The organism is Orientia chuto str. Dubai (assembly GCF_000964595.1).
Lineage (GTDB): Bacteria > Pseudomonadota > Alphaproteobacteria > Rickettsiales > Rickettsiaceae > Orientia > Orientia mediorientalis.
Genome location: NZ_LANP01000009.1, coordinates 1 through 19,339 on the forward strand (window position 1 = coordinate 1; position 19,339 = coordinate 19,339).

General features: G+C 28.9%; 10 protein-coding genes and 3 pseudogenes. 6 read left to right on the plus strand and 7 right to left on the minus strand.

The genetic code is table 11. The features are described 5' to 3' along the window. The 3 genes and pseudogenes from OCHUTO_RS01895 to OCHUTO_RS05740 all read right to left on the minus strand — a co-directional run. Nucleotides 1–338: pseudogene (locus OCHUTO_RS01895) on the minus strand (hypothetical protein); the annotation flags it as partial. A 166-nt stretch (nucleotides 339–504) separates the two neighbouring features. Continuing rightward, nucleotides 505–732 carry a hypothetical protein gene (locus OCHUTO_RS01900; RefSeq protein WP_045797166.1) on the minus strand — a complete coding sequence of 76 codons (228 nt, stop codon included), beginning with the start codon at nucleotides 730–732 and terminating at the stop codon, nucleotides 505–507. Nucleotides 733–1,149: 417 nt separating this feature from the next. Beyond that, nucleotides 1,150–1,542, minus strand: a complete 393-nt coding sequence (locus tag OCHUTO_RS05740) for an AAA family ATPase (RefSeq protein ID WP_269745475.1) — start codon at nucleotides 1,540–1,542, stop codon at nucleotides 1,150–1,152. 1,411 nt (nucleotides 1,543–2,953) lie between these two features. On the opposite strand from OCHUTO_RS05740, the gene rodA reads away from it, so the two are divergent. From rodA to mrdA, 3 genes are read left to right on the plus strand one after another with little or no spacing between them, the layout of a single operon-like run. Beyond that, nucleotides 2,954–4,084: a rod shape-determining protein RodA gene (gene rodA, locus OCHUTO_RS01910; protein WP_045797168.1), complete on the plus strand. Its 1,131-nt coding sequence runs from the start codon at nucleotides 2,954–2,956 to the stop codon at nucleotides 4,082–4,084. A gap of 9 nt (nucleotides 4,085–4,093) precedes the next feature. Beyond that, the gene (locus OCHUTO_RS01915; RefSeq protein ID WP_045797169.1) at nucleotides 4,094–4,579 is read left to right on the plus strand and encodes a hypothetical protein; all 486 of its coding nucleotides are present in this window, start codon (nucleotides 4,094–4,096) and stop codon (nucleotides 4,577–4,579) included. Further along, nucleotides 4,566–6,326, plus strand: a complete 1,761-nt coding sequence (gene mrdA, locus OCHUTO_RS01920; protein ID WP_232296930.1) for a penicillin-binding protein 2 — start codon at nucleotides 4,566–4,568, stop codon at nucleotides 6,324–6,326. Before OCHUTO_RS01915 ends, mrdA begins: the two co-directional genes overlap by 14 nt. Nucleotides 6,327–6,412: 86 nt before the next feature. On the opposite strand, the gene OCHUTO_RS01925 is transcribed toward mrdA, so the two are convergent. The 3 genes from OCHUTO_RS01925 to ubiA all read right to left on the minus strand — a co-directional run bounded on the left by OCHUTO_RS01925 (nucleotide 6,413) and on the right by ubiA (nucleotide 11,610). After that, on the minus strand, nucleotides 6,413–8,491 hold the full coding sequence (locus OCHUTO_RS01925; RefSeq protein ID WP_045797170.1) for a hypothetical protein: 2,079 nt from the start codon (nucleotides 8,489–8,491) through the stop codon (nucleotides 6,413–6,415). A gap of 445 nt (nucleotides 8,492–8,936) precedes the next feature. Next, nucleotides 8,937–10,457 carry a hypothetical protein gene (locus OCHUTO_RS01930; RefSeq protein ID WP_045797171.1) on the minus strand — a complete coding sequence of 507 codons (1,521 nt, stop codon included), beginning with the start codon at nucleotides 10,455–10,457 and terminating at the stop codon, nucleotides 8,937–8,939. A 280-nt stretch (nucleotides 10,458–10,737) separates the two neighbouring features. Continuing rightward, nucleotides 10,738–11,610 carry a 4-hydroxybenzoate octaprenyltransferase gene (gene ubiA / locus OCHUTO_RS01935; RefSeq protein WP_045797172.1) on the minus strand — a complete coding sequence of 291 codons (873 nt, stop codon included), beginning with the start codon at nucleotides 11,608–11,610 and terminating at the stop codon, nucleotides 10,738–10,740. Nucleotides 11,611–11,651: 41 nt separating this feature from the next. Between ubiA and OCHUTO_RS01940 the strand changes: the two are divergent. The 3 genes and pseudogenes from OCHUTO_RS01940 (at nucleotide 11,652) to dnaE (OCHUTO_RS07205) (ending at nucleotide 17,913) form a co-directional block, all read left to right on the plus strand. Further along, nucleotides 11,652–14,209: pseudogene (locus OCHUTO_RS01940) on the plus strand (valine--tRNA ligase). After that, nucleotides 14,206–15,645: pseudogene (dnaE, locus tag OCHUTO_RS07200) on the plus strand (DNA polymerase III subunit alpha); the annotation flags it as partial. The pseudogenes OCHUTO_RS01940 and dnaE (OCHUTO_RS07200), both read left to right, overlap by 4 nt. A 261-nt stretch (nucleotides 15,646–15,906) precedes the next feature. Continuing rightward, on the plus strand, nucleotides 15,907–17,913 hold the full coding sequence (gene dnaE / locus OCHUTO_RS07205; protein WP_458692774.1) for a DNA polymerase III subunit alpha: 2,007 nt from the start codon (nucleotides 15,907–15,909) through the stop codon (nucleotides 17,911–17,913). Nucleotides 17,914–18,158: 245 nt separating this feature from the next. On the opposite strand, the gene OCHUTO_RS01950 is transcribed toward dnaE (OCHUTO_RS07205), so the two are convergent. Continuing rightward, complete coding sequence (locus OCHUTO_RS01950; protein ID WP_156961272.1) at nucleotides 18,159–19,196, minus strand: hypothetical protein; 1,038 nt, start codon at nucleotides 19,194–19,196, stop codon at nucleotides 18,159–18,161. Nucleotides 19,197–19,339: the final 143 nt, after the last annotated feature.

Sequence of the window (19,339 nt, forward strand, 5' to 3'; positions counted from 1 at the left end):
GTTTTATTATTAAGTTCAATTAAACCTGCATCTCTTAATTCTACTAGGCATTGCCTAACCCTTCTGTGCTGAAGTCCTAATGACTCTTCATAAAAGTAATAATTCTCCTGTAATTCCTCTATATCTTTATTGTAATAGATCTGTAGCCTATATACTATCAATGATAAGAGTTGTTTAGAGGTTTTACTTAAGGTTTTTCCATTATCTCCTGTTAACTTTCTCCATTCTGAGGGAATAAAATTTCCAATAAAACGATAAAAAATTGTGTCATTATTGGCACTGTTATTTTTAGTAAAATTACAACCATTGGTTAAAATATCGCGTACTATATGTTGCACTTTTTGCCTCCAAAAATACAGCTATAGCAGGTAGTTTTAGAAAATAATTTTTTATAAATTATTCTAAAATTTTGATTCAAAAGGTCGAATATAGGGAGCATAATTATTCTTATGCAAAACCTATTTTTATCTTCATACTGATTCTATCTGCCTTACAAGACCAGTTTTACCTATAGATAATATTAGTTATTATATAAAATCTATCTTCTAGGTTATAAGGCTGTTCAGTTATTTTCCTTATTTCAGCTAATGGTTCTGGTTTTTTATCATAGCGATAGTACTTATCATTTGTATGAAATCTGTCTCCTATATCTGTTATTACAGACTTAAACCAATCACCAATTTTACCTAAAACTGTTTTCTCACCTAACTCTGCAGCAGTTTTCAAATTCATGCTTTGATCTTTACTTAATTGGTAAATTAAGCTATTAAAATTTGAAGTAGCTTCTTATTACAATATAATTTTAATCTCTATATGCCTTGTCATAGCTACATAAGAGCTTCTTTTATTACTGCACCATCGTGTAAAATATATACATCTTTTATAGATGCTCCTTGAGCTTTATAAATTGTACTAGCATAACCGTGTTTAAAGCTGATTTCATTCCTTTATCTGTTTAGCTATAAACTTTTTTTCACTTACAAATAACAAGCTAGCAAACTCACTATTTCGAATTTCTTTATGCTTGTTTGAAATATGATTCTATCTCCAACCGTATAAGACTCTTTTTTACCAGCTATCAAACGGCAATATTCTGACCTTTCAGGTACCATTGCCTTTAATAAGCTCTTGCACTCAAATTAAGAACATCTACTCTTTGTTACGACTGTAATAATCAACGCTCATGTGGTGAAACTTACTCTGACTCCAGTCTTTAATTAGCCTACTCATAGAGTCTTCCAAAGTATAATCTATCTTGACACCTTCATGTTGCTTTAACAATAATAAACTGCTTTTAACGTTGTCATCAGCAAAGTTTCGAGCTACTTCTTTGCTCCAGTTTTTGCTTTGTCTCTTAATATCTGTTAATACATGGGAGCCAAATTTATTTGCCAATACTTCAAACATTCCACCTCTTTCTACTGATGTGAGTTGTTTTTCATCTCCAGCAAGGATTATTTGGCAATTATTCTCTTTCACTACTTTTAACAGCTCTAAATAATCGTTATTACTTAGCATTCCAGCTTCATCTACTCCAAAAATTGGTGACTGTTAGATATCGATTATCATAATACTTTGGAAATCTTAGCTCCTGTAATAACTCTGGAACTTTTACCTATAATGCTAACTGAGCTAGGTAACCAATTTGTTTTACATCACAACCTTCATCTATTTTCTTCATATAATCAGTCAAAGTTGAGTATTGATAGTCTCTTTTTGTTGACCCAAACTTTTCTCCTGTTAGTTCCTCTTTGATCTCTATTTTAACTTTGATATCAGAATAACGTTTTGCAAAAAAACTAGGAGTTCAATTTTTTACAGCTGGCTACTTTGAAGCATACTACCTAAAATACAGCAGGAAAACCAATCCACCCTTTAGTTTAAATTCTTCATTAAACAGAGCTTTACTCTCTGGGAAGATACACTCTGCAATCGGAATAAATTTAATTCTATCAATATAATACGACATAATTATAATTCCATATTTACTGACTGCATTGCCTGAATTCTAACATTATTGCCCTGTGCTACTTAATTGATTCTTAATCAACAATTCAACCCTAGCAATTACATAGATTTATGTCAATTACTTGCATACAAGAACATTTATGTATAATTAAATTAATTGTCAACCAATATGTTAAGTGTGGTATACGTCACTATATTGTGACACTTTATCAATAGAAATTTTTGTTGGAGCTCTGTTTCTATTCTTTAACGGCAATCTTACTCCATACAAATACTTTTCCCTACTCCAAAACCTTTTGTTACTGATTCAAAGCTCATTTTCTTTCTTTCACTTATAGCCTTTTTTCTAAAATCTATCTAATATGTCATACTAATTTCATTGCATCTTATTATTACTAACTGTTTTATACTAGTTTCGCTATAGAATAACATAGTAACTTTAATAAGATGACAATACTATTCAAAGAATATTAAGATTAGATTCATATAATTATAAATAGCTCATATAATGATATTTAATTTAAGGATGATGATATACTACTATTGTAATCTTTAAATATCTTATTTTAGGCATTATAGCAGGTTCTCTAATAAATATGCGACTTTTAACAAATCATCAAAAGCATATATAGGGCTGTTATATTTTTTTATATGATTTCCTATTTGATAATTTTTTTAATTTTCTTATAGAGTCCTTTATACGCAATGTTTTTTTCACAATTTACCTCTCTAAGTCCTCCATATAATCCTATTCTTCTAGTTCAAAACTGAAGTTTTAAGTAAGTATCTGTAATATCATTCTTATCAAGATTATGCCTTTTAGAGAAAACCTTCTATAGCTATATTAAAAGTGGTTTATAATAAATAAAAGGGAGTAAATATATAGAAAAAATTTTATAAATAATTCTGTATTTTAACATATTAATAGGAAAATTTTATTATTAAGATATGCTTACTTCAACGTAAATAACACATAAATATTTAAATGCAACTATACCAGAATGATATACCCACAGTTAAGTCAAAACTTAGAACGTTACCATTTGTGTTAATATTGGCAATATTCCTAGTTTGTATTTTGGGATTTACAATATTATACTCAGCAACTGATTGTAAGTTTTTTTTACGTGCTCATAAACAAGTTTTATACTATATTATATTTTTACCAATTGGAATACTACTAGCATTAGTCGATGTAAGATATATATATAAATATTCATATATTTTTTATTTTATTTCTTGTGTTATATTAATTATAGTTGAAATTGCTGGATATAGGGTTATGGGAGCTAAAAGATGGATAGGATTTTCTACTCTTAGAATTCAACCTTCTGAATTAGCAAAAATAGCTATAATTTTGATGTTAGCAAGATATTTTCATGATATTAATGTTTATAAGCTCAAAAAGATACAACATAGTATAGTGCCGCTATTATTAATAGCTATACCAACAGGATTAATAATAAAACAACCAGATTTAGGAACTGGAATAATTATGTTACTTATTACAGCATCAATGTTCTTTACTGCTGGAGTAACATTACAGACATTTATTATTACTTTTATAGCTGGCATTACCTCCATGCCTGTTATTTGGAGCTTTTTACATAACTATCAAAAGAAAAGAATTAAAGTTTTTCTTAATCCAGAGCTTGATCCACTAGGGTCTGGATACAATATCATTCAATCTAAAGTTGCAATAGGCTCTGGTGGTTTCATAGGTAAAGGCTTTGCTCAAGGTACTCAAAGTCATTTAAATTTTCTACCAGAACCACAAACTGATTTTATATTTTCTTGCCTAGGAGAAGAATTCGGCTTTCTTGGTGGATTCATGTTATTAACTTTATATTTTATAATAATTTGCTATTCTTTAGTGATTGCTATTAATGCAAGAAGTATTTTTAATAAACTAGTTACAGTTGGAGTTGCTTCTATGTTGTTTTGGCATGTTTTTATTAATATTGCTATGGTAACGGGGCTACTACCTGTTGTTGGCATTCCATTACCATTAATATCGTATGGAGGTACAATAATTGCTTCGACGCTTACCGGAATTGGTTTAGTCATGAATAGTCATGTAAATCAAGATGTTCATAATGTTAAATCGTATCATTAATTAGAAATTATGCTTTATAAATCATTAATTTTTCATTGTATAATCTTATTTTTTGGTATAACTAATTTTATTTTATTTAATTTAAGAGTTGATAGTTTTGCTTTACCAGAAACTGAAGTGCTTGTTTCTTTTTGTGCAGCATTTTATTATAATATCTCGTTGCTTGGAATTTTTACCCATGGTCTAATAATAGACTTTTTTCATGGCATTCAGATTGGCATTACGTCTCTAGCTCTTATAGTTACTTTTTTAATAATCGCTACTATACAAAAGAAATTTAAATTACTAGATTATTGTCATAGCTATATAATTTGTTTAATATATCTAATATTATTTACTAGTTTTAAATTATTTTTAATTGCAATTTATAATCATATAAATATTAATTACCAAATTCTAATCTTTAAAATTATTAATAGTAGCTTGTTTTATTTTCCAATCAAAAAAATCTTGCAATATATTTTTAGTAATTTAGCACTCAGTGATATTAAATAATAAAACACACTACAATAAACTAATTAATCGCAGAACATTTCTATTATTGATAGGAAAGTTATGGCTATTATGTATGTTAGTTGGTAGGCTTTTTTACTTACAAATCCTACAATCTGGTAAATATAAAATTTTGTCAGATAGAAATAGAATTAATATTATAGTATTAGTAGCCAAAAGAGGTAAAATTTTAGATTGTCATGGTAATATATTAGCATTTAATGAGCAAGTATTTCAAATTAGAGCAAATAAAAAAATCTTAGCTCAAAATCAATATACTACCCTAAATTTGTTATATGATATTTTAAATTTCAGTCAAGAAAAGCGTGAACAAATCAATAAAAAGACACTGACAAATATCAATGAAATTCTCATTCTGGATAACATTTCATGGAATGAGTTAGCAATTGTAGAAGAAAATTCATTGAATTTGCCAGGTATATATATTGATATTATAGAGTATAGAGCCTACTCCTACCCATTATCAACATCACATATTTTAGGCTATACAGCATGGGCTAATGATGCTGAGAAAGCAAATTTAAATATAGAACGTACTAGAATTCAAATTGGTAAAAGAGGTCTTGAAAAGCATTTTGAGGACGATCTTAATGGAACGTGCGGTTTTAAAAAAATTGAAGTTGATGCTCGAGGTTTGAAGGTTAGAGATCTTGAAACTACAGAGAGTATTCCTGGTAAAGATATAGTATTAAGCATTGATATTAGATTACAAAATAAACTTTATGAAATGTTTAATAACAACATAGGAGCTGCGATATTAACTGATGTAAATACTGGAAAAATCAAGGCACTAGTTTCAGTGCCAGGTTATAACATTAATGCTTTTCCTAGAAGAATTAGTACAAAGGATTGGCAAGCACTTCTAGATGATCCTAATCTACCATTAGTTAGTCGTGCCTCACAATCGCTATACCATCCTGGCTCAATATTTCAATTAGTAACAGTACTTGCAGCTTTAGATGCAGGTATTAATCCTAAATTAATAATATGTTGTAATGGTAAAAGCTTTGCCAATAACGCTAATTTTGGCTGCTGGGATGGACATGGTAATATTGATATGCTTAATGCAATTAAATACTCATGTAATAATTATATTTATCATCTTGCCAAGATGATTGATTACAATAATATTTTAGCAATGGCTAGAAAATTAGGATTTTGGAGAAAAACTGTAGTAAATTTTTCTAATGAATTGATTGGGAATATACCCACACCTGAGTGGAAAAAACAAAAAATAAAACAAAGGTGGATACTAGGTGATACATTAAATATTGCTATTGGGCAAGGTTATATTACTACTACTCCTCTTCAACTAGCAAGAATGATTACCAGTCTTGCTAATGGAAAGCAATTATTACAGTTAAGTTTGACTGTAGATGAGCATGGTTATCATAAAAATTTAAATATTAATGCAAGTCATATTGACTTTATTTATCAAGCCTTAAAAGCTGCTAGTATTAATGAAATTGGTGAAACAGATCATTCCTTACATAAGCTAATAATTTTAGGTAAAGCTGGTAGTGCTCAAGTAGGATCATCCTGGCAAAGACAGCAATCCCATGGATTATTTGTTGGATTTTCTACTACTTTTGATTGCCCTAAATATGCTGTAGCAGTAGTTTTAGAACATGCTGGACAAACTGGAATTAAATCTGCTACTACAATTGCTAAAAATATTTTGACTGAAGCATCAACTTCTTCAACAATATTCAATTCGGTACAGGAATAATGAAGAATTTCTTTCTCTATTATTTAATACAGCTTAAACATATATACAATTTATTCTTTGATAATTATTATAACAATAGATTTTTTTTAAAATCTAGTTTTTAGAATACTCTTTTTACGTAAATTTAGCGGAGTATTACAATATTGATCATTTGATATTTTCATATTATGATTTTTTAGATTAGGTACTATTTTCTTATCAAGTTGTTGTTGTATATCTTGATAAAGATTAAGGTTATTTTTATAGTTTTGTCCTTTTTGAATTTCTAAATTATCATCTTTATGTTTTCTAGGAAAAGCAATATTAGCTATTGTTTTGATAGAAGATATTATAGCCTTTTTGATATTGCTTATACTATTTGCAATTTTACGCCAAGTTGAGTTAAAGTGGATATAATTTGTATTTGCAATAGCAGAAGGAGTCATACGGTTTTTATATGGAGATAAAATGTGCCCTTTTAAACCTGCAAATACTCCGCTGGCTTTTAATCCAGCTGTACCTCTGCTACAGCCATGATGACCAGCTAAAAATTCTGAGTGATTAGACATCATAACTGAATGAGCAATTTTAGAATTATCCTGCTTTATAGAATTGCATAATTGTGTAATAAAGTTGTTTGCAGCAACAATACCAGTACGATCTTTCCCACTCTTACATGTAATCCAGGATATTTTGTTCCCTTTTTTGGTATTGGATCTAGCAGCTATAGTATCTAATGCTTGATTTTTATAATTTGTTGCAGCATTATTAGTAGCTATAATATTTAGATTTGCTAGCTGTTGTTTAGATTTGCCATCTTCTACAGATTTAATACCTTTATGCATTAGATTACATATCCTTCTTTCTTCCGTCATCACAGCAGCCATGCAATTATGTAATATACCTCTTTTAGAACTAAATTCTGTATTTAAACATTCAATATTTACTTTATGTTTATCAAATAATTCAACAGCTCTTTTAAAATTTAAATTAGTTATACGACACGCTTCATTTTTATCTGAGTAAGAAAACTGAGCTAATGTACCTGAACGACATTCTAAGTGACTATTTAATAACTGTTTATCTTCACTTATTCCTCTAACTTCAAGGTAAGCATTTTTTAGTCCAGGTAAGTTGCGCAATGAAGTAGGCAACATATGCTTATTATCGGTAATTTTTTCGAATTGTTTGATGATTAGATCTTGCTCTAATGTAGATAATTTTTGAAACCATAACGGAGCTTTTTGTTGTTTTAATGTTGAATCTACAATATTTTCATTGTGTTCTAATTTAGAATTAGCTATCTGAAAATACTCTTGAAGAATATTTTTGGACAATGGAGCTGCAATCATTGATGCAATTACTGGATATTTTGCAGAAGTATCTATTTCACTGCTAATAGTTACAACATGCTCATGGTCATCATTAAAGTTACTATAGTCTCTAATTAAAGCAATATTATCCTTAGATACAGGAATAGCGCTGTTATTGTATTTTTTTAAAACTTTAAGTGATTGCTCATTAAATTTAAGAGAAATAGTTTCTAGTTCTTTTTCAGCGATGTGTTTTTGCATCATTCTGTCTTTAGATGCTTTTAGCAGGTTAACTATACTATCTTTAGCATGTAATGCTGAGTCTTGATCTAGATACATGTTAGCAAATTCACAACAAGCTCTAGCCTGATTAGCAATTACAGCCAACCAATGTTCTGGAATTTCTCCTGGTTTTTTATCTATTGGTATTATTGTTTCTAAATTACTGTCACTTTGCAATCTACAATCCCTTACAATTACTTCAGATGTCTTAGATGACCCTAGTATAGGTTGATTCTTATATCTAAAATGCATAATACCCTGTTTTGCTTCAGCACTTTGCCGACTTATTGCAATTAGAGAATCAAAAAATTTACTATTAGAATTTGCATTTAATTGAGAGTACAATCTGGTAACTAATTTATCTAGTAAATGATTATCTGTAGAATATTGTTTACGTAATTTATCTATATCTGTTTTTTGAAAATGCTCATTAATAAGATTGCAAACACTTTGTTGTACATCCTGTAAATTAGCAATACTTTCCCCATAGCTTAATTGTTGATCTGATAGATGCTGCTGATTATTGTTTTGGTCAGTATTTATTAGTTTGCTCTCTATAGAGATATGATTTAATGATTGTTTATTATCCATAGGTAATTTGTATTTTTTTATCTTTAACTTTTATTAAGCTATATCTATATAAATTAGTCAATCACAATGTTAATTACACATTAACTGAATAATAAATTCAATTATCTTATCAAGATATTTAGTTCTTTTTAATCTAAGCTCAATATAAGAAATAGGATATAGGGATTGTTACAGCTATTTTTATATCATAGTGTTAAACAACATATTTTTGTACTTCATTTAAAGAATTTTTCAAAGCTGTTTATTAAATATTAAATCTTAGCTAGAGAAAAATCATAATAGTTCTTTTTATTTCCGAGATTTGCTAGCAGTCTTTATAGACCTGCTTTATTGTTATATTTTTTCTATTTTAATTATTAGATCATATCTGTACTATTGACATGACATTTCACTGCTTTCACAGTCTTTGTTTAAGCAGATCTTTATATTATATAAAATAATATCATTAAATTTGTACTTTAAAGTTTAATCCAACTTGATAATTTAAACTTTGCTTAGATATATTTATCTCCCCATATACATCATATTCAAACTTACTTGATTTAGTAGCTAATGCTCCGCCAATACTACAACATAATTTGTCTATCATATCATATATCACTGCTTCCTGTCGGTATTGATCATAGAAAGCATAATCTACAAGCATATAAACTGATGGAACAATTTTAATCATGCTAAAATTCTCTATTTTTGTAATCTTTGCTCCTAGAATAAATTTACTTTTCGTTTTTTGATAAATACTTGGATTGTTTATTATATTATGTGATAGCAGTGTATCAATTTGTAATCCGAATATAGAAGTGCATAATACTTGTTTACTTTTTATATTATGTCCTATATAAGCTTCTACACCGTATAATGTCTTATAATTCTCTTCAGTATTAAGTTGAAGGTTGCCTAAATTTAATTCAAAACAGATAAAATTATTATTTTTAAATTGAAAAGCATAATATGCAGATACTAATTGCATATTTAACTCTAACATATTAGTTATAGTCTTATTTTGTTGTTGAATATCTGACAGCAAAACTTCAGCTTTTGTAAGGGCTAATACTAGCTTAAATATACTACTACAAGTAACTTTTATATCAAACCCAATATTAGCTCCCTTGATATAAAACTTGCCACTATTATAATTCTCATGTTTACATTGCACTCCTTCTCCTACAAAAATTTTGGTCCATAACCCTACATTATACATAAAAGCATAGCTATCGTATGGCATTGCTGGAGAAGAATCAGAATTAGTATTCAATGTAGAATGTATAATATTATTCTTCGAAAAGTTTTTCATAGTGTTTGATGCTTCGGCTAATAGAATACTGTTATCTATAACAATCTTAGCTATGTTAGAATTGATTGAAGCAAAAATTTTCTCCTCTCCATATACTAAAAAATCACTAACATTGCTATTATAACTCTGTAAATTGTAATTTTTATCGTAATACTTATCTTTGGTTGTAGTACATATGGAAGTATTTGAAATGCTATTACTTAATTTGATACTTTCTATATCGCTATAATAGTATTTGTCTTCTGACTTTTCAGATTCTGAATCTGACTCTTCAGACATTGAAGTTTCATTGTGGTAGTCTAGCAAATCAGAATAGTCATAATAGTATTTGTCTTCTGACTTTTCAGATTCTGAATCTGACTCTTCAGACATTGAAGTTTCATTGTGGTAGTCTAGCAAATCAGAATAGTCATAACAGTATTTATCCTCTGACTTTTTAGATTCTGAATCTGACTCTTCGGACATTGAAGTTTCATTGTGGTAGTCTAGCAAATCAGAATAGTCATAATAGTATCTTCCCTTAGGTTTTTTGGACACTTGAGTTTTATTATATACATCATAATTGCCAGAATTATATGCATCTTTTACAGCATAAGTAGGAAAAATTGCAAATCTAACAAATAAGCAAAATATGACTGCGCTAGTTAATTTTATATCACAGTGTTTTTTCATAAAATAATACAATTCAGTTAAATTACATTAATAATTTAACTGAATTGTATTATTAACTGCAATAAGAATATTTAACTATTTTTGATAAAACTTGAGAATCTTAGTTTTTGATTAAGAAAGATTGGATTGTGAATAAAAATAGCTTAATAAAATGGTTTGCAGAGGATGAAATACTCTCATATCATTTAAAATATATGCTAAAATTATGTTTAGCAGGCCTTTTCCTGCGTAAACTAACTAAATGTATGTCCAAAATTTTGTGATGATATGCTCTAAATTATTATAATAAGATCATAGACATAAATAGTAGCAAGCCTACAATAGAATTAGATTGAAACCTTGTTAAGCAATTTAATGGCTGAGTAATGTTTAAAGTTTTAACCTGCCATATTAATAAAGCTGTAGCTATAGTTATAGATAATAAGGTTAAGGTTGATAATTTAAATCCTGCTAATAATATTGATTTAATGAATAGACTGATAAATGCAAGATATAATGAAGTTAAAATCCATAGCATATATTTGTTATTTTTAAGTAACAAAGCTAAAGATTTAACATTTATTTTTTCATCATCTTCAACATCTGCAAAGGCATAAATTGTATCATAACCAATAGACCAAAAAATACAGCTAACATACATTACAATGCTTGCTAAGGTTAAATTATTAGTAATATTAGTATAAGCTACTAAAACACCTAAATTAAAAGTAATTCCGAGAATTACTTGAGGATAGTAAGTAATGCGCTTCATTAATGGATAAATAAAGATTAATACTGATGCCAAAACAGCTAAAAGAATGGCTAAATATGATAATTGTATTAGTAATATTAATGCAAATATTGCTATAATTATCAGACAGATCACAGCATTAGTAATAGTAATTTGATTATTAGCAAGAGGACGAAGCTTAGTTCTAGCAACATAACAGTCAATATCCTTATCGAGGATATCATTCACTATACAGCCAAAGCTACGCATTAATATACTACCAAGCAAGAAAATTAATAAGCTATCATATTTATCTTTTGATGAAGCTAATCCCATACCAAAACAACAAGGAAAAAATAATAAAAAAATACCAATTGGATTGTTAAGACGAGATAGCTTTATTAAAAGATCAAATTGGTATATTATTCTTAAAAAAATATTCATCCTTACTATAGCAGAAAAATCAAATAAAATTGAATGAGATTATGACAGAATTATTACCAAATTACAACTTTGTAGAGGTTGAAAAAAAATGGCAAGAATATTGGCAAAGACAAAGAATATATAAATGGAATAAAGATATTTCAAAAGAACAAACTTTTGTTGTTGATACTCCACCGCCAACAGTATCAGGGCTATTGCACATGGGACATGTGCTAAGCTATGTACAATCTGATTATATTGTTAGATATCAAAGAATGTGTGGTAAGAATATATTTTTTCCAATCGGGTTTGATGATAATGGATTACCAACTGAAAGGTTCGTTGAAAAAATTAAAAATGTTCGTGCTGTTGATATGTCAAGAACAAGGTTCATTGAAATGTGCTAGAGGTAGTAAAAACTGAGGAAGAAAAGTTTTGTCAATTATTTAATGATATTGGTCTTTCAGTAGACTGGTCATTAAAATATCAGACTATTAGTCCATTATCATGCAAAATATCACAAATGTCTTTTCTTGATCTAGTTAATAAAAAACAAGTTTATCGTAGTAATCAGCCAGTATTATGGGATTATATCGATCAAACAGCTTTATCTCAAGCTGATATTGAAGATAAGGACAGAGTAGCATCAATGTATTATATTTTTTTTACTACTGTTGAAAGCAAATTAAAACTACAAATTGCTACTACTAGGCCAGAACTGTTGCCAGCTTGTTGTGCTGTATTTTTTAACCCTAATGATCAACGATATCAGCACTTACATAATCAATTTGCTACTACTCCATTATTTGAATCGATAGTTCCGATACTTGCAGAAGAAACTGTAGATATTAATAAAGGTAGTGGATTAGTAATGTGTTGTACATTTGGGGATGTTAAGGATGTTGCATGGTGGAGAAAACACAATTTACCAACTAGAATTATGATTGATTATTATGGTAAGATTAAACCATTAGACTTTACAGTTATTAGTCAAAATCAAGCTAAATTTGTACAATGCTATCAGCAAATTACTGATATGAAAATTTCTCAAGCTAGAAATAAGATTGTAGAGTTATTACAACAAAATCAGTTAATCATAAAACAGGAGCAAGTATCTCAAACAGTTAAACAGGCAGAACGATCTGGAGCAGTGTTAGAAATAGTTATGGCTCCTCAATGGTTTATTAAAGTAGTTGAACATAAGAATGCATTACTACAAAAAGCGCAAGAACTAGAATGGTATCCAAAATCAATGAAGATCAAACTTGATAATTGGATTAATAGTCTATCATGGGATTGGTGTATTAGCAGGCAACGTTATTTTGGTGTGCCATTTCCAGTATGGTATTCTAAACGTTTAGGGGAAGAAGGAAAAATTATTTTTGCTGATATATCTCAACTTCCTGTTGATCCACTATATGAATTACCAGCTGGTTACAGTAAGAATGAAGTAATTCCAGATTTAGATGTTATGGATACTTGGGCTACAAGCTCATTATCTCCTCAGTTATCTAGTTATGGTATTTCGCAGAATTTAACTGTAGATTCCACTCGACATAAGCAGCTTTTTCCGGCTGATTTAAGGCCACAAGCGCATGAAATTATTAGGACATGGACCTTTTATACTATGGTTAAGTCTTACCTACATCAAAATAGTCTACCTTGGTCTAAAATTATGATAAGTGGTTGGTGCTTAGCCGATGATAGAAATAAAATGTCAAAATCGAAAGGAAATGTTATAATGCCAACTGAATTAATCCAACTTTATGGAGCAGATGCAGTTAGGTATTGGGCCTCAACATCTGCACTAGGACATGATTGCGTAGTATCAGAACAAGTAATTAGTATTGGTAAAAAGCTAGTTAATAAATTATTTAATGCTACCAAGTTTATTCTACAACATATTACAAATAAACTTTTAGCAGAGCACATTATATCAATCAAATACTGCGTTGAGCACAAGATTATAGCTTGTACTACTGATTTATGGATGTTAAGTAAGCTACAAAATATTGTTAATAGTGCTTCTCAATTACTGGAAAATTATGAATATGCTGCTGCTAGATTACAAATTGAAGAATTTTTTTTAAAAGATTTTTGCGATAACTACCTTGAGCTAATAAAATCAAGAATATATGATAATGGCAATCAATATCAAAAAAGTGCTGTTTATAGTGCTTTCTGGGGACTAAAAACTATTCTAGAACTGTTTGCTCCCTTTATGCCTTTTATTACTGAGGAATTATACAGCGCTGTTTTTCAATCAAATAATTTACAAAATGACTCAATACATGGTAACAATAAATGGCCATTAAAACATAATTTTTATTACGATAGTTCAGCCTTTATTTCTGGAAACTTAGCTATAGATATTATTACTTTAGTTCGAAAATCAAAATCAGCAAGAAAATTATCTGTTAAAGCTCCAATATTATTATTACAAGTTAAGTATAATAACAATGATCAAGCTGAATTAGCAAGTGATTTTATTGAAGATTTAAAATCAGTAACTAATAGTAGTAATTTTTTGATTGTTGATAATCTTACTATTACTAATGATACAGCAATTGGAAGTCAAGTTATGGTTAATATAATTTATCCTGAACTGATGAAAACATGACGGCTAAATTTGTTCACTTACGAGTCCGAAGTTCTTATTCATTACTAGAGAGTGCGTTATCAATACAAGCAATATTATCGCTTTCTCAAGAACATGAAATGCAGGCTGTAGCACTTACTGATAATAGCAATTTATTTGGTTCTTTAGAATTTGCTCTTGCAGCTGTAAAGTTAGGTATTCAGCCTATTCATGGTATTATATTAAATATTCAATATTATGATCAAAGTAATAACAAAAAATATAGTGAGATATTATTAATTGCACAAAATAAAACTGGTTATCAAAATTTACTAAAACTAGCAAGCTTTCCTTATATAAAAAACGATAGAACTATTGTTAATCATATTACATTAGATGATTTATTTACTTACAGTGAAGGTATCATTGTTCTATCTAGTTATTTTTATGGAATTATTGGTAATTTATTGTTTGAAAAAAATTTTATATTAGCAGAAGATTATGCAAAAAAATTCAAAAAAGTATTTGATAGTCGCTTTTATTTTGAAATTAATAGAATTACTAGCAAACAAATCTATTCTATTGAAGAAGACTATGTTCAGTTAGCACAAAAATTAAATATACCTTTAGTAGCAACAAATAATGTTTTATTTGATAAAGGACAAAATTATGCTACACATGAAGTATTAATGAAGATTTGTAATGATAGCCTTGAAGAAGATAAGTTCAGAATAAATAACCAGTGCTATTTTAAGTCTCCAAAGGAGATGATTGAAACATTTTGGGATTTGCCTCAAGCGGTTGAAAATACAGTATATTTAACTCAGCGCATATCTTTTATGTTAGAGGCTAAAGAACCTTTACTGCCTAAGTTTGCAAAAGATGCTGATGAAGAAAATAAACTTATTAGACAATTATCTGAAGAGGGATTATTACAAAAACTAGATTTGCAATTTCACAACTGCTCTACCGATGAATTTAAAGATAAGAAAAAGATATATTTTGATAGGTTAAATTATGAGCTTAGCGTTATTTGTAGTATGAATTTTTCTGGATATTTTTTAATAGTTGCTGACTTTATAAAATGGAGTAAAAAAAATAATATATCTGTGAACCCTAGAGGATCAGGAGCAGCATCAGTAGTAGCTTGGGGATTAGGAATTACAAATCTTGACCCAATAAAATTTGGTTTATTATTTGAACGTTTTTTAAATCCAGAAAGAGTATCAATGCCTGACTTTGATATTGATTTTTGTCAAGAAAGAAGACTTGAGGTTATTAATTACGTTAGGCAAAAATATGGAGAAAGTAGAGTAGGACAAATTATCACCTTTGGAAAAATGCAAGCAAAAGCAGTAGTGAAAGATGTAGCTCGAGTTCTAGGATTAAGTTATCATTATGCTAATTATATTACCTCACTAATTCCATTTAATGCAATTAGCCCAGTAACATTAAAAGAGGCTATCAAAACAGTTAATGAACTTAAGAATGCGAATGAAGGTCAGGATTTATATAATTTTGAAGCATTAATTAATCTAGATGCTAGATATTTAAGGTTAATAAATAAGTGGAAAACACAAAATCACGTTAAAATTCAACAAATACTTAATAATATTGAAGATAAGCAATTAAAAAACTTAATCCTTGATAGCAAGGAGCAAGGTTATATAAATATCATCAGGTCTGAATGTATATATCAAAAAATAATTAACTACTGCCAAAGATTAAATTTAGATAATTTGGCAGCAGAATTCGAGCAAATGTGGGATGAATACCAAGATCTGATTAGTACTCGTAAAGCTCAAATTCAGAATGTTATTAAAACTGCTCTAGATTTAGAGGGTTTACATCGTCATGTTTCTGTACACGCTGCTGGTATAGTAATTTGCCAGCAAGACTTAATTGAAACAATAGCATTATATAAGGATAAGAATTCAGAAATTCCAGTAGTTCAGTATTCAATGAAATATTTAGAAGCAGCTGGACTTATTAAATTTGATTTTTTAGGGTTACAGACTCTTACTATTATTTCTAAATGTTTAGAATTATTGAGGAATAAAAATATTAACTTTGAAATAAACAGCTTAGAGTTTGATGATAAATTAACTTATAAACTACTTTCTAGTGGAAAAACTATAGGCGTTTTTCAATTTGAAAGTTCTGGTATGCAGGATGCTTTAAAGCGATTAAAACCGGACTGTATTGAGGACTTGATTGCTCTTGGAGCATTATATCGCCCTGGGCCAATGGATAATCTTAGAATCTATATTGATTGTAAGCACGGTAAATCACAGCCTAAGTATTTACATTCAAAACTTGAACCTATTTTAAAAGAAACTTATGGAACTGTTATTTATCAGGAACAAGTAATGGAAATAGCTAGAGTTCTTGCTAAATATACACTTAGTAAAGCTGATTTGCTGCGTCAAGCTATGGCTAAAAAAATAAAAACTGAAATGGAAAATCAAAAAGTAATTTTTGTTAATGGAGCTATAGATAATGGTGTTAGTAAAGAACAAGCGGAAAGTATTTTTTCTGAAGTAGAAAAATTTGCTGGATATGGATTTAATAAGTCTCATGCTGCAATATATGCAGTAGTTTCATATCAAACTGCATATTTAAAGGCAAATTATCCTACAGAATTCTTAGTTGCTTGTTTAAATCTGGATATTAATGACCATGATAAAATAGGTTTGTTTATTCAAGAAGCTAAAGAATTGGGTATAAAAGTTATTCCGCCAAATATAAATAAATCTGAAGAATATTTTACTATTTCGCAAGATAACGCTATAATCTTTGCTTTAGGAGCTATTAAAAATGTTACTCCTAGTGTAGGTAAAATGATAGTTAAAGAAAGATTGCGTAAAGGGCAATTTAAAAATATTTTAGACTTTGTTGTAAGAACTACTTCTTATGATATTAATAAAAAAGTACTTGAAAACTTAATACATGCTGGTTCTTTTGATGATTGTCATCAACCAATTAATCGACATCAATTATTTGCTAACATAGATCGCCTTAACAACTATGCTGTATCGCAACATCATGAAGAAAATATTCATCAATTTAGCTTTATTACTAGCACAGTAGAAGACATAATTAACTATGTACCTAAATATTCGCTACACGAAAAAGCAATGAAAGAATTTGAAGTGTTAGGATCATTTTTAACTTGTCATCCAATTTCATCACAGTGTGAATCACTTTTAGTTAATCATGGGGTTATTAATTCTAGGTATTTAAGTACAGAATTAGAATCTGGTAGTAGGAAAATTATTAGGATTGCTGGTGTAGTACAGAAAAAAAATTCTAGAATGTCAGCAAAAGGTAAATTTAATATTATTAAATTATCAGATAGGTATGGTACTTCTGAGATAAAAATTTTTGATGAAGAAATATTACGTAAATATGGATCTTTATTAGAAATAGGATCACTGGTAATAGCGAAATGTGATGTTTTTAAGGATGAAGGTGGTATTAGAATTGTAGCTACTGAGTTCAAGGATATTGAAACAATTAAAAATGATATAAATAAAAACTTACAATTAGTTATTGATCATGAACAGGATTTAATTGAAGTAATAAAGGTAGTTACCAGCAATAACAGCACTGAAGGTAATACTGAAATAAATATAGCATTACCATTTTTTAACCAGATATTTAAAGTAATTATTACTGTTAAATTAAAACATTCATTAAATATTGATCAAATAATAAGCTTGAACAAATTTAATCGAAACGATTAAGAATTAATCACTGAAGTTTTGGTATAATAAAGAGGTAATAGAATATCAAAACGTGACAAGATTTTGCTGAGTTAGAAGAAGTATAAACTAAAAATTTTGTGATATAGCAAAAGTTTTGCTATAAAAAATGATTTAGTAGGAAGAAATAAAACTTTTGATCAGAAAATACAAAATCTGATCTAGATAGTAATTTGCAGTACATGAAACAAAAAAATGTAATAGAAAAATATAGTTAAATACAAGCTCTAAACCTGCACATTACAATCCAAGTACATTTCACCTGTTGGTTTAGTATAAATATTTTGTAATTCATGATGTATACCGCACTCTTGGTTATTAACATCATCATATATGTTATTAGTACTGTCAATATTGGCAACAGAAATAGCGGAGCTTACATTAGCTGCTTGACTATTTTCTTCGGCTGTACTTGGATTATTCTGCAGTTTGTTTTTCTTCTGGACACGAGCATATATAGGAGACAACTGTACTTGAGTGTCAGGATTAAAAGGTTCAGCAGTAAAATCACTACTTGGCGGGATGCTTTGTAACTCAGCATACTCATCTTCATTTTTGCTAAGCAAATCGTTTTTCTTGTTGAGTAAATGTTCTAGCTTATTGCTTTTGCGATTAAGATAGCAGATTGCTGCTAAGGCAGCAGATGTTGTGATTGCTCCTACTATAACTATAAGTGGTACATAGTTATTATCTTCGCATTGAGTATGAGTAGTATCAATAGCATCATTGCTATTATTGTTGTTTTCATCAAGCATTGTTAGGTTATATATGCTGCAATATGCTTCTATTAAATACTCTTTAGCGCAATTTTTTACTACTTTACAGGTTATATTAGTATATTGTTCAACATTAAAAAGGCCATTTACTATTTCAAAAATACCAACACTATCGCTAATATCGGTACTTATATGCTTAGATGTTAAATTTTGAGTGGACATACAATGTTCAGTAACAATGGTTGACAACGCTTTTAATGTTAGCTTTTTAGTGCAATGCTCAGTAATACTTTCTAATGCCTCTGTAGGATTAGATACACCGAATACTAAGTCACTACTACACTCTTTAGAATCATATAAATGGTTGCTGTAGCTGTTACCACCATCATGCAGCGGTCGAAGAAAAATAGAGCCACACATCTCGTATGCTCTAAATCCCAATAGCTTTACTAAGCCTACTATTTCCTTAGAAATAGCAACAATACAATGCTTACTACTTCCTCCAGCAATATTGTGTTTAATATTTGAAACATTACCCATAATACTCATAAATAACCACCTTGTATTTAAATACTATAAAGCTTCAAGTGTATAGTATTTATTTCAGTTGTCAACATTACTAAAATATTTAATTACATACTGTATTTTTGAAAGCATATCAAATTTAGATATTTCTAAGTGTTATTTCCGAC